Genomic DNA, 12565 nt, shown 5'->3' with positions numbered 1-12565 from the left:
CGTAGACGCCCGCAGTCGCGGGTCCGGCGGATCGGGAGACGTACGGGATCAGGTGCCGGCGGATCCGGTCGCGACCGGCAAGGGACGTCGGGCGGGTTCGCTGACCTCGTGCAGGAACGACGCGACCTCGCGGTACGACTCGAACAGAGTCACCTCGCGGTACGGGATGTCGTGCTCACCGCAGTAGCGCTGCACGATCGGCCGGCACCGGTTGAGGTTCATCCGTGGCATCGTCGGGAAGAGGTGATGCTCGACCTGGTAGTTGAGCCCGCCGTAGAGGAAGTCGACCAACGGGGACGGACGGATGTTGCGCGAGGTCAGGACCTGACGTTCCAACCAGTCCAGCGACTCCTCGCCGGCACGCACCTCCATGCCCTTGTGGTTGGGCGCGAAGATGAGGCCGAAGTAAACGCCGAGGACGGCCTGCTGCACCACGACGAAGGCGACGGCCTTGACCGGCGACAGGACGACGAACAGCAGCCCCAGGTAGACGGCCATGTTGGCCAGGATGAGCACGAGTTCCTGCACCGGCTGGCGGAGATTCCCATTGAAGACGGCGAGCAGCGAGGTGCGCCGCATCTTGTAGCCCTCGAAGATCAGCAGGACGAAGAAGAGCGTGCGTTGGTGGCGAACCACGAAACGGCCCCACCGGGTGCGGGTCGCGTACTGGCTCATGTCGAAGATCGCCGTACGCCGGCCGATGTCCGGATCGAGGTCGATGTTGTTCGGGAAGCTGTGGTGGCGGTTGTGGTGGTTCACCCACCACCCGTAGCTCACGCCGTTGACGAGGTTCGCGTGGATCAGCCCCATCGCGGTGGCCGCCCTGCCACGGAACATGGCCTTGTGCCCGGCGTCGTGCCACATGAACGCACTCTGCGCACAGCTGAGACCCATCCAGGCCGCCACCGCCAGCTGCCACCACGAGTCGCCAATCAGAAAGAACGCCACCAGACCGGCGCCGAACATCGCCGCGTTGAAGGCCAATCGTGCGTAGTACCGCTTCGGCGCGAGATCCAGCAGCCCGGCGGCGCGGACCTCCCTGGCGAGTACCGCGAAATGCGCACCCACCTCACTGGCCGTCGCTGAAGCGGGATCGGCGCCGACCAGGCCGCTTCTCGCCGGCCCGGCGCCGGTGGCCAGATCTTGCTGGTTGGCCTGCATGGATCATTCTCCTTCCTGGATGCGAACCTGCTCATGAGCCTGCTGCTCAGCGCTGACCGACACCTGACCGGACGCTGACTGAGTGCGCTGGACGGGCGCTGCTGCGCCTGAGACGAGTAGTGCCCGCGACGGGTTGCGGCCGGTGCGGGCCGGCAACGGTCAGGCTCGAGCGACCAGAACCGCCGCGTTCTGGCCGCCGAATCCGAGCGAGGTGCTGAGCGCGATATCGAGTCGCAGCGGGGTCGGCTTCTGTGCGATATCGATGTCGAGCCGTCCATCGGGTTCGTCGAGGTTGGCAGTCGGTGGCACCATGCCGCGTTCCACCGCCAGCACTGTGAACGCGGTCTCCACCGCGCCGGCCGCACCGAACAGATGGCCGGTTACTCCCTTGGTCGAGGTCACCAGCGCGCCCCGGCCGACCACCCGGCGCAGCATCTGTGCCTCCACCAGGTCGTTCAACGGAGTCGCGCTGCCATGGGCGTTGACGTGCTCCACCTCACTGGGTGCGATTTGGGCGTCAGCCAGAGCGCCGCGGACCGCGGCCTCGGCTCCCCGTCCCTGAGGATCCGGGGACGTCACATGGTGGGCGTCGGCGCTGGCACCGAAGCCGGCGATCCGCGCCCGGACCCGCGCCCGGCGGGCCTGGGCGTCGGCGAGCCGTTCGAGCACCAGCACACCCGCGCCTTCGCCGGCCACGAAGCCGTCCCGGGCCGAGTCGAACGGACGCGACGCAGCGGACGGGTCGTCACAGCGTCGTGACAGCGCGCCCATCTGTGCGAACCCGGCCATCACCAGCGGGGTCAGCATGGCCTCACCGCCGCCGGTGACGACGATGTCACAGCGCCGCAGCAGCAGCAGGTCTCGGGCGAGTCCGATCGCGGTCGCACCGGACGCGCAGGCCGTGGCGACCACCAGGCTCGGACCGGTCGCGCCGAGTTCGATGGAGACCTGGCCGGCCATCATGTTGGGTAGCTGCCTCGGCAGCAGCAGCGGCGAGACCTGTCCGGCACCTTCGGTGAGCAGGACGCGGTGCTGCTCCTCGACGGTGCCCGGACCACCATCGGCACATCCGAGGACCACCCCGACCCGTGCACCGTCCCAGTCGCGAACGTCGAGTCCGGAGTCAGTGACCGCCTCCTCGGCCGCCAGCACCGTCAGCTGAACGAACCGGTCGAGGCGCCGGGCCCGCCGCGGTCCGAGCATCCGGTCCGCCGCGAAGCCCGGCACCCGGCAGGAGATGTCCACCGGGCAGTCGTTCAACAGCGGATCGGTCTGCGCGGTCGGCATCCCGGCGCACACCCGGTGCCAGTTGGCCTCGACTCCGATACCGGCCGGACTGACGAGGCCCAGCCCGGTCACCGCCACGTCGCAGGTGGACATCAGACCCTCGTGCTGCGGGATTCGACGAGATCGCGGACCGCTCCGATCGTCCCTGCCTGAATCAACTCGTCGTCGGAGACGGGTACTCCCAGTTCCTTATCGATCACCAGGCTCAGCTCGACCATGTCGAGCGAGTCGAGCTCCAGGTCCTGGAACGTCATCTCTGGGGCGAGCGTTGTCCGGTCCAACTGGAACTTGCGGGCGATGATTTCCGTCAGCTGCTCGAACATCGGTATCTCCCTAAGGTTGATCTTGTTCGGTGTTGGTGCCCCGGATGCCCGGGACGATGGGGTGTGGCTGATCAGGCGTCTGCCGCACGGTGGCTCGGAAGGAACGGCCGCCCTGTCGTTCTGGACGCCCTGACCACCGATTCAGATCTGATGCGGACCGTCGCTGTTCAGGGACCTGTTGGCGCAGTTGTCCACGGAGCTGACCCGCCTGAGATCGCACCACGAGGACCTGATGGCCGACTGGGTCCGCAGCGTCAACCGGCTGCGTGACATGCTCACCGGGATCTTCCCCGCACTGGAACGCGCCTTCGACTACTCGACGCGCTCCGCGTTGAACCTGCTCACCGGCTTTCAGACCTCGCAGACAATCCGCGACGCCGGTCTCGCGGGCATCGAGGAGTTCCTGCGCGAGCAGCAAGCCTAACCCAAGGGCATCTACGATATGGCCGCCACCGCCCTGGCCGCAGCCGAGCAGCAACTTTCGCGACCGCCCGGTGAGGCCACCACCGCGGTCCTCGTCGCCCGGCTCGCCCAGCAACTGCTGGACCTGGACCGGCAGATCAAGGACATCGACAAACTGATCACCAGCCAGTTCCGGGCACACATTCAGATTCCTTCTGCTGTTCGGTCCGTCGCACAGCGAGGCATGTATCCGCCATGGTCAATCAACGATTGACCGGTCAGTAACCGAAGCCGTGCGTCACAGGCCAAGTAAAGGTGGTCGCGCCCCAGGTAAGGCCACCGCCGAAGGCAGCGGTCAGCACCCGAGCACCGGGGTCGAATGCCCGTGCCGCCGCCAATTCTGCGATCAGTAGCGGAATGGACGCGGCGGCCGTGTTGCCGACGCGTTCAATGTTCGACGCGACTCGGTCCATCGGGATCCCGAGGCGTTCGGCGATCGCGGTGCAGATCCGCGCGTTGGCCTGATGCGGCACGAACCAGTCGATGTCCGCGGGATCCCAGCCAGCCTGCTTGAGGGCGGCCAGCGCGGCGTTCGACGTGCGTTCGACGGCATGCCGGTAGACGTCCCTGCCACGCATCTGGAACCAGAGATCCTCCGAACCTGGCAGGCGTCCTGTCGATCGCTGGGCCGACCCACCACCGGGGATCATGATCAGTTCGGCGAACTCGCCATCGCTACCGAGTACGCAGGGCCCGAGGGCACCCGGTTCCGCAGCGGACCCCGCGCGGAGCACCACCGCCCCGGCGCCATCGGCAAAGATCACGGCCGCCTGCCTATCAGTGGGATCGACGATCGTGGAGAACGCGTCGGCCCCGACGACCAGGACTCGGTCCGCCGTGCCGGTCGCGATCTGCCCGGCAGCGCTGTTCAACGCGTAGAGAAACCCGCTGCAGACGGCCGCGACGTCGTGCGCGGCCACGCCACTGAGCCCGAGCCCGGCGGCAACCTGCGGCGCGGTGGCCGGACACAGCCGTTCCGGGGTGGAGGTGGCCACGATCACCGAGTCCACGTCGCCGCCGGCGGACTTCAACGCCGCCGCACCCGCTTCGATGGCGAGTGCCGCAGTGCCGACCCCTGGGTCCACGACATGCCGGCGGGCGATGCCTGTCCGGCTGCGGATCCAGTCGTCGGACGTGTCGAGGTGGCGAGCGAGTTCCTCGTTGGTGACGATCCGGGGCGGCACCCAGGATCCGACGCCGGCGATCACCGCCGACCGGGTCGTGACCGGCGCGCCGGCCATCCGCCGGGTACGGTGTCGACTCCCGCTCATACCGGCAGCCCCAGCACCGGCAGCGCATCGGTCAGGCCCATGTATCGCAGCCGTACCGCCGCCATCTCGTCGGTCCAGCGCTCCGCAGTGGCGTAGCGTTCAGCCGGTGTGGTGTCCAACAGCCGACGGCCGGGCCACACTTCGTAGTCGCCCACTATGTCGGCATACTGTGCTAATCCTTCCTGGAACAGTGTCTCGCGCCGCATGATGTAGGCCTCCTCCGGCAGGTCGTCCCATAGCTGCCGGCCTTGCCGAAGGATGTCCAGCAGGCGCGACCGGTAGTCCGGATGGGCCGCGAGATGATCGCGCAGGATCGAGCTGCCGACGCTGAGGTGCCGGATCTCGTCGATGGAGGCACCGCGGGCGATCTCACTCGCGGCCGGGTCGAGCACCTGCCACTTGCGTTCACTCAGCTCGGCTGCGGGTGCCAACACCCCTTCGATGACAATGGTGAAGATCGCGACGCCGCCGATGAAGTCCCCTTCGTCGCGCACCGTCCGGGTTGCGAACTCCTCGACCGGGTCCAGGATCTCCCTGGTGTAGTCGGCCGACATCTTGGCGATCGTCGCCTCCAGGTCCTCCTTCGCCAGGCCGAGCTCGACCAGGTGGTTGCGGAACACCATGGCGTGCCGTGCCTCGTCGACCAGCTGCGTCGTGTAAAACTCCAGCTCCGGCACCCCCGGTGCCTGGGCGACGTAGTGGGCGAGGATGCGGGTCGCCTTCTCCTCCGCGATGGACCGGTAGCCCAGCTCCATCACCAGCGCGTCCCGAAGCGGTCCTGGCCGCAACATGTGCTCAGGCGTGGCCGCAGTCGGCAGGTGCCCGGTCTCGGCACGTCCGCGCAAGGTTCCCTGCGCGACAGCCGAGAGCCAGTACGCGAGATTGCACTGCTCGGCGGTGAGGTTGAGATTCATCGCGCCGTCGAGCAGGGTCGGCGCGTCGTCCCAGTCCGCCTCGGGCGGCACCGTCCGGGTCATCATCGGCTCCTTCACCTCTGGATCGGTTTGGTGCGGCACCGGCTGCCGGACGCGTTGGAACGTCCGGCAGGTGCCGTCGGGTCCTACGGCTGCTGGCTGCGGCCGCTGTGCTGGCCCGCCGCCTGGCTGTCCGTGTCGTCGCTACGGCTGGCCGACGCTGGCGAGACCAGGGTCATGGTGGTTACCTCGTGCAGTCGGCCCGCGTGGTTTAGCAGTGGCCGGCCTCTTCCGACCGAGCCGCCCGTGACCTCGGCAAGGAGCAGCTCGTGGTCGCCGGCGTCGACGATGCGGACCAGCCGGGCACTCAGCCAGGCCAGCGCGCCGACGATGAAGGGCGCACCGCTGATCCGGTCCGGCTGCCACGGGACATGCTCGAACTGCGCCCGGCCGTGGGGGCGGCGCGGGTCGGAGAACCATTTCGCCGGTTCTGCCTGAGTGGCGTCGAGAACACTGACCGCGAACGACCGGTGGGCCTGGAGCAGACTGAGGAACTGCGAACCCCGGTGTAGGCAGAGGCCAACCAGCAGGGGATCCCGCGACACCGCAGTCAACGAGCTGACGGTGACGCCGTGCATGGCGCGACCGGTGTCCACCGCCAGAACCGCAACCCCCGATGCGATCTGGCGTACAGCAGCCCGGCTGCGCCCGGCCTCGGCGTTGCCGGGCATCTGGTCCGTCGCCGGATCGTCCCGCTGGTTCGCCGCCGGATCGGCCAGCCTGGTTCTGCCGGTCCGCGCCTCAACGCTGTTCACTTCGACGATCCACTATGGACGACGAGCGGCTCAGGTGCAGTGTCGGCTTTCGAGCGACCCGGCGACTGGATCGAGTCGATCAGCTTGGCGTAGAGGGGATGAGGAACCGGCTCGAACGGCATTCCGAACGGCTTCAGGAAGTTGCCGAACAAACCACGGTCACCGAAAAGGTGGAACGGAATGACCAGCAGCGCCCACTCCGGCCCGATGAACAACATCCACAGACCCACCACGACAGCCTGGGTGATCAGGCTGTGCATGACGTTGTAGAGCACGTAGTACACCTTCGAAATCTTCTTCGAATTGCTGCGCCGGTAGGCGATGGCCCCCGGCAGGTAGCCGATCAGATCGATGTAGAGAAACAGCGCGATGGCCGGCAGCCAGCGAATTTCGTCCCAGTGCATGACAAGCAGCACTGCGCTGACCACGAAGCCAACCAGATATTCAGCCCGGTGTAGTCGAAACGTGTTCGGAGTTTCGAACGGATTTTTCTGATCCATGATCTACCTCTCCAATCAGGTCGATGCGACCGACGTCGGTCGCAGTCCGGGTACTTCCAGGACACCGCCAAGGCGAACCTCATCGAACATCCCCACAACGACCCAGGCCACCGTCTCCCTGATGACCCGTTCAGCAATCGGATCGAGGATCCCCTCCAGGCTCGGGATGCCGAAGTCAAACTCTGCGGAGAACTGCAGCTGACAACCGTCGGCGACATGATCGAACGTCCAACGCCCGTTGAATACGTCGAAGTCGCCGTCGGTCTGGGCGAAGTCGACGATCAGCTCGTCGCGACGGAAACACTCTTCCTCGGTCCAGCGGAGCAGCCCACTACGGAAATGCAATTCCCAGCTCGAACTCCCGGTCAGTTCGGGCAGGGTCTGATGAACTACTGTCGACTCCACATGTGGCGCGAGCTCCGGATAGCGCTCGAAGCGGACCACGCCGTCGAACACGGTCTCCGGCGAAACTCGGGGAATAAAGGCTGAAAGCTCTACTTCACGCACGATCAGTAACCACCTTCCGGCATACGGGCACGCTTGTCCACGAGATCGCGGGTCGCACCGTCCAACGCTTCGAGAAGAAAATTGACGTCCGAGTCACTCAGGATCGCGGGCGGCGTGAAGCGCACGACCGAGCTGCCGTTCATCGAGTGGTTTCCGACGATCCCGTGGTTGAACAGCTCGATGAGCAGTTCGCCAGCAAGTCCGGCTTCCACCAACTCGATGCCGATCAGCAGCCCTTCACCTCGTACGTCCACCACCAGCTCCGGGCAGTTGGCCGTCACGATCCGGCGTATCTCGGGCAGTAGGCGATGCCCGATCTCCATCGCCCGCGTGACCAGCCGCCCCTCTTTGATCGCCTGAATGGCACCGCGCACCGCGGCCATCAGCACAGGCGCGCCGGAAAAGGTGCCGGTGTGCAGGTACGGATCCTTGTCGAAGGGGCGGAAGGCGTTACGGCTGGCCAGCGCCGCGGAGACCGGCAGCAGTCCGCCGCCGAGCGCCTTGCCGACCAGCAGCACGTCGGGTACCACACCGGCTAGGTCCGCCCCCCACCAGTGGCCGAGCCGGCCCATCCCGGTCTGCACCTCGTCCAGGATGAGGAAGCCCTGGTAGCGCTGACACAGCGTGGCCACCCTGCGCAGGTAGTCCGAGGGCGGAATGATCACTCCACCCTCACCCTGCACCGGCTCGACGATGAAGCAGACCTCTCCTGGGTGGGCGGCGAGTTCGCGTTCGACCGCCCCGGTGTCGCCGTAGGGGACCCGGGTCACTCCGGGCAGCAGCGGCTCGAAAGGCCTGCGGTAGACCTCCTTTCCGCTGGCTGACAGGGCTCCCATGGTCTTGCCGTGGTAGCCCTGGTGCGTGGCGACGATACGACGCTTACCGTGACTGCGAGCCAGCTTCAGGCCGGTCTCGACAGCCTCCGCACCGGAGAGCGCGAAGTGCACACGGTCCAGGCCCTTCGGGGCCACGGAGATCAGCGCCTCCGCAGCGGCGGCGACGGTCGGCTCGAGCAGGATCCGGGTGGCGATGGGATGGCGGTGCAGTTGCTCTAGGACGGCGTTCATCACCGTCGGGTGCCGGGCACCCATGATGAAGACGCCGTAACCGCCGCAGTTGAGAAACCGTTCGCCATCGCTGGTCTCCAGCCACGCGCCGGACGACCCGACCTCCATGTGTGACCCGAACAGTTCGGCCAGGGTCGCCCTCCCCTTGCTCAGGTGAGCCCGGTAGAGATCCAGAGTGCGCCGTTCGGCGCCGGCGCCGGGCAGTTCGACAGCTGGTCCGACCATGGTCATGCCGTTCACCTCCGATCGTTGTTGTCCGCGCCGGTCAGGACAGCACCAGCGGCCGGCCTGCGAAGTAGTCGACCAGCGGCTCAGCCGCGCTGGCCTGCGATGGCGGATGGAATGCCAGTGGCCGGGCCGCAGCGGTCAAGTAGGCGTCGTCGCTCGACGTGATGAAGGACATGCCGCCGGACAGTTCGACCGCGAGATCGGTGGCCTGCCGGATGGCGTCCTGGGCCGCGTACCGGGCGATCAGGACCGCCGCCACCGCCTCGTCTCCATCGACGCCATCAAGGACTGCTCGGGCCACTCCCTCGACCCCGGCGATCGCCGACTCCAACCGGATCGTCATCCTCGCCCGGTCGGTGACGGATCCGCGGCCGTTTGCAAGCACCCGTTCGACGAGTGCGCTGGCCGCCCCGAGATAGACCGAGGTAATCATCAGCTCGAACCAGACGAAGCCGGCGGTTTGCAGATCGTCGAGCCGGTCCGGGTCGTCCGGTGCGGTCCGGATGACGAGGTCCTCCGGCACGTGGACGTCGGCCAGTCGCACCTCGTTACTCTCGGCGCCGGCCAGCACGTACGTCGACCAGAACGGGTGCACTGACACGCCGGGACTGTCGGCGGGTATCAGCAGTACGGCGAGGCTCGGCCGGCCGTCCACATCCGGCACCGCCGCGCTGGCGGTAAGCAGATCCATCGACGTCGACAGGCTGCACGGCTTCTTGCCACCACTGACCAGGTAGCCACCGGACACCGGACGGGCACTAACGCTCGGCGTCAGGATGTTCGCATTCGGGCGGCCCTCGGCCCAGCCCGAGGCCATCAGCAACCCTTCCGGCGCCATCCTGCCCAGCAGCGACAGCTGGGTCCCGGTGAGCCGGCCGGCTGTTCCGGCCAAGGCGAAGAGCATCGCGGCGGTGAAATGGTGCATCGTCACAGCCGCCCCCAGAGACGGTGTGTACGCCGAGATGGCGCGGATCACCCGGACGGCGTCGAGCGCGTCGGCGCCCGCGCCCCCGTACGCCTCAGGTACCAACAGCCCCGCACCACCGTGGGCCCGGTACGTCTTGATCGACGTGGCCTGAGCGGATTCGTGGACGGACAGCGAGGTGTCGGCGAGCGCTCCGCACAGCCCTGGATGGAACTTCTCGCATGCTGCGCGCGCGATGTCGAGAGACCGCATTCGGTTTCAGCTCCCCCTGTAACATGTGTCCGGTGTGGATGACTAGTCTCCGACGCCGAGCCCGGACGGAGTTCACTCGCCGAAGACAGCGGTCCGCGGCCGGATGCCATCAGCCAGGCTCACACCTTGCAGGTGCGACGTCTTGAGGATGGGATAGTTGGCCTCGCCGAACGCGCCGCCGGTCAACCCGGTGCCGCCGTGGCTCGGCAGGTATGGCAGGAACCCGATGTGCGAATCGTTCACCTTTAGCAAGCCGCCGTTGCGCGTCCGGTTGACGAACGTATCGACGACCCGCTGGTCCCGCGCCCACAGCGAATTGCGCAGCCCGTAGCGGTTGGTGTTCACGAAGTCGACGAGACCGTCAAGCAACGCCTCGTCATCGGCGGCTTCCGGCACCACCACGGGGATGAGCGGGAAGAAGGTCTCGTGGGTGACGACGTCGAACCGTCGCGCCCCGGCCAAACCGTCGACCCGCACGACCGTCGGTTCGAGGAAGACGCCGGTGTCCGATGGGGTCCCATCGAGTTCGATCCGCCGCCCGCCGCAGACGAGTTCGGCACCGGTGTCCAGCGCCTGCCGCAGCAGGCGGAAGAAACGCTCACTACGCCGTACCGGCGACAGCAGCACCCCAGGGTCCTCAGGGTAGCCAGGGCGGAGGTCGGCAACCTGCCGGATCACCTCGGCCAGCAGGTCGTCGGCGATCGCGGGGTGCGCCAACACGTAGTTCGGAACCATGCAGATCTGACCGGAGCCGTAGAAGCACTCGGTCACCGCTTCAGCGGCCATCGGCAGGTCGGCGTCGCGCCAGACCACCAGGCCGTCGTTGCCGGCCAACTCGAGCACAGGCTTCTTGCCACGGGTCACGCACTCGCGCTCGAACCGCAGGCCCTCCTCGCTACCGCCGAAGTAGATGACGTCGTTGACGCCCGGGTGCGCCAACCACCGGTCGATCGTCTGCTGCGGCCTGCCGCAGACCGCATTGAGCGTGCCCGGTGGCGCGCCGACCTTGCGCAGCAGCGGCGCGATCAGCTCGCGCACCACGTACATGGTGCTTAGTGCGATACTCCTCGGCGCCCGTACGACGACAGCGTTGCCCGCCATCAGCACCAGCACCGCGAGTGCGGCGCTCGGTGCCGGGGCGTTCTGCGGGGGATTGATGCACACCACCCCATCCGGACTTCGACGGACGATGAGGCGCCGGGGTCCGTGATTGAAATCGGCCTGCATCTGCTGGCGGTACCACGAACAGCTTTCTTCACTGTAGACCTGCTCGAGACAGGACAGCTCCCACTCGGCCAGCTTCCGTGGATGCGCTTCCGCCATCAACAGCTCAAGGAGGGTCTCGCGGTTCTCCCGCAACTGCGCCAGAAACAGCTCGCCTAGACGCATCCGGTCGTTCAGCGGAACAGCCGCCCATTCCTCACTGGCACTGACGGCAGCGTCGACCGCCGCGTCGATGTCCGCTACTTCCGCCACGGCGACGCGGCCCACCACATACGGGTGCAGCGCGGTCGGCGAGTCCGGATTCTGCTCCAGCGCGCGCTTTACACTGATACTGGTGAATACATCCTCCAACAACGACCTGGAACTGACCGTGTACACCCAACCCGCACCCGGCACGTCGCGATCACCGATATACGATGCGTAACTGCGCACCGGCGCCGGTGACAGATCACTGGGCAGGTCCCTGTTTCCACCTTCGGCTTCCGGAGGCACGGCATTGACATCACTGGCGATAGCCACTCGATTAGCTCCTCGAGCCATTGGCAAGGACGCCGCTTCAGGCGTCCTTAATCAGTGAGACAAGCAAATATTGCCAGCACTCCCTGACGGCTTGCTGATAACCGCCTGACCGACCACACCAGGAGGACTTCCCGAAAGGGGTCCGCCGATCCGGAACCGAGCCCTGTCGATGTGACGTGGCGTGACGGCCCGGGTGTGATCAACTCGGGCGTGTCGCTTGTGGAGACGGCGGCCGGCATCGTCTAGATCATTCGGGTTATGTGGACTCAAACGATCAACGGCCGGCCGCCGCGTTGTGAGCGTATGACCGGGTTGGACTCCGATCAAGTCGACTGGTTGGTCGAGCAGGTGGACGCGCTGCTGGACTGGGACCTGCCGGTGGGACGGCCGCGGGCGTTGCCGCTGGACACGGCGCTGGTGATGGTGCTGTTCGGGCTGCGGCACAACCTCGCGCCGGACGTGCTCGGTGAGGTGTTCGGCTGCGGCTCGACGACCGTGGAGCGCTACCAGGACGAGTTGGAACCGTTGGTGGACGAGGTGTTGACCCCGTTGTACGAGCGGGTCCGTGACCAGGCCCGCCGGGACGCGGTCCTGGTCGATGGTCTGGTCGCGCCGGTCGGGGAACGCGACGACGTCGACGGGTTGTTCTCCGAGAAGAAGGGCTTCTGCGGGCAGAACGTGCAGGTGGTCGCCAACCTCGCGGGACGGGTGGTCGACGTGGGTGATCCGTGTCCGGGGGGCATGCACGACCGGAAGGCCTTCGACGTGTCCGGGATCGCCGCCCGGTGGGCAGGCCACTACGCACCCGGCGGGCCCGGGATGATCGGTGACAAGGGCTACCAGGGTGCCGGCATCGCGAGTCCGTACAAGAAGCCCCGGGGTCGGGAGTTGACCGAGGTCCGACGTGCGTGCAACACCGCGCTCAACCGGATCCGCGCCGCCGTTGAACGCGCGATCGCCCACCTGAAGTGTTGGAAGGTTCTCAAGACCGGATTCCCGCAGATCGCTGGAACAGTTCCCCGCCACATTACTTACGGTAACCAAGTTGGAGATCTTTCGCGTTTACGGATTGCGTTGAACCGACCTGGAAATAGTTTTGGGAAGTCCTCC

Annotated in this window: 13 protein-coding genes and 1 pseudogene; 3 read left to right on the top strand and 11 right to left on the bottom strand. The window is 66.7% G+C overall.

The genetic code is table 11. The features are described 5' to 3' along the window. Positions 1-48 precede the first annotated feature (48 nt). From O7543_RS27415 to O7543_RS27405, 3 genes are all read right to left on the bottom strand, one after another. Positions 49-1161 carry an acyl-CoA desaturase gene (locus O7543_RS27415; protein ID WP_281551219.1) on the bottom strand — a complete coding sequence of 371 codons (1113 nt, stop codon included), beginning with the start codon at positions 1159-1161 and terminating at the stop codon, positions 49-51. 159 nt (positions 1162-1320) lie between these two features. Next, positions 1321-2541 (bottom strand): beta-ketoacyl-[acyl-carrier-protein] synthase family protein, encoded by a 1221-nt coding sequence (locus O7543_RS27410; RefSeq protein WP_281551220.1) that lies wholly within the window; start codon positions 2539-2541, stop codon positions 1321-1323. Beyond that, a complete protein-coding gene (locus tag O7543_RS27405; RefSeq protein WP_281551221.1) occupies positions 2541-2771 on the bottom strand; it encodes an acyl carrier protein in 231 nt (76 codons plus the stop codon). The genes O7543_RS27410 and O7543_RS27405 overlap by 1 nt, the downstream gene beginning before the upstream one ends. A 232-nt stretch (positions 2772-3003) precedes the next feature. On the opposite strand from O7543_RS27405, the gene O7543_RS27400 reads away from it, so the two are divergent. Both O7543_RS27400 and O7543_RS27395 read left to right on the top strand, forming a co-directional pair. Continuing rightward, positions 3004-3195 carry a hypothetical protein gene (locus O7543_RS27400; protein ID WP_281551222.1) on the top strand — a complete coding sequence of 64 codons (192 nt, stop codon included), beginning with the start codon at positions 3004-3006 and terminating at the stop codon, positions 3193-3195. Positions 3196-3213: 18 nt separating this feature from the next. Continuing rightward, positions 3214-3447 (top strand): hypothetical protein, encoded by a 234-nt coding sequence (locus tag O7543_RS27395; protein ID WP_281551223.1) that lies wholly within the window; start codon positions 3214-3216, stop codon positions 3445-3447. Between the two features lie 4 nt (positions 3448-3451). Here O7543_RS27395 and O7543_RS27390 read toward each other — a convergent pair whose 3' ends face one another. The 8 genes from O7543_RS27390 to O7543_RS27355 all read right to left on the bottom strand — a co-directional run bounded on the left by O7543_RS27390 (position 3452) and on the right by O7543_RS27355 (position 11455). Next, positions 3452-4504 carry a beta-ketoacyl-ACP synthase III gene (locus O7543_RS27390; protein WP_281551224.1) on the bottom strand — a complete coding sequence of 351 codons (1053 nt, stop codon included), beginning with the start codon at positions 4502-4504 and terminating at the stop codon, positions 3452-3454. Continuing rightward, positions 4501-5481, bottom strand: coding sequence for a VlmB-like protein (locus O7543_RS27385; protein WP_281555679.1), 981 nt, complete (start codon positions 5479-5481; stop codon positions 4501-4503). Before O7543_RS27385 ends, O7543_RS27390 begins: the two co-directional genes overlap by 4 nt. 83 nt (positions 5482-5564) lie before the next feature. Continuing rightward, complete coding sequence (locus O7543_RS27380; RefSeq protein WP_281551225.1) at positions 5565-6233, bottom strand: flavin reductase family protein; 669 nt, start codon at positions 6231-6233, stop codon at positions 5565-5567. Then, positions 6230-6733, bottom strand: coding sequence for a hypothetical protein (locus tag O7543_RS27375; protein ID WP_281551226.1), 504 nt, complete (start codon positions 6731-6733; stop codon positions 6230-6232). The genes O7543_RS27380 and O7543_RS27375 overlap by 4 nt, the downstream gene beginning before the upstream one ends. A gap of 15 nt (positions 6734-6748) precedes the next feature. Continuing rightward, on the bottom strand, positions 6749-7240 hold the full coding sequence (locus O7543_RS27370; protein WP_281551227.1) for an SRPBCC family protein: 492 nt from the start codon (positions 7238-7240) through the stop codon (positions 6749-6751). A gap of 2 nt (positions 7241-7242) precedes the next feature. Next, entirely contained in the window at positions 7243-8538 is a 1296-nt protein-coding gene (locus O7543_RS27365) for an aspartate aminotransferase family protein (protein ID WP_281551228.1), read from the bottom strand. Between the two features lie 34 nt (positions 8539-8572). Next, positions 8573-9712, bottom strand: coding sequence for an acyl-CoA dehydrogenase family protein (locus O7543_RS27360; RefSeq protein WP_281551229.1), 1140 nt, complete (start codon positions 9710-9712; stop codon positions 8573-8575). Between the two features lie 72 nt (positions 9713-9784). Beyond that, positions 9785-11455 carry an aldehyde dehydrogenase gene (locus O7543_RS27355; protein WP_281551230.1) on the bottom strand — a complete coding sequence of 557 codons (1671 nt, stop codon included), beginning with the start codon at positions 11453-11455 and terminating at the stop codon, positions 9785-9787. Positions 11456-11713: 258 nt separating this feature from the next. Here O7543_RS27355 and O7543_RS27350 point away from each other — a divergent pair. Then, positions 11714-12400: pseudogene (locus O7543_RS27350) on the top strand (transposase family protein); the annotation flags it as partial. Positions 12401-12565 lie beyond the last annotated feature (165 nt).

The organism is Solwaraspora sp. WMMA2080, assembly GCF_027497395.1.
In the GTDB taxonomy this organism is placed as follows: domain Bacteria; phylum Actinomycetota; class Actinomycetes; order Mycobacteriales; family Micromonosporaceae; genus Micromonospora_E.
This window is presented reverse-complemented; position numbering and strand designations above follow the sequence as displayed.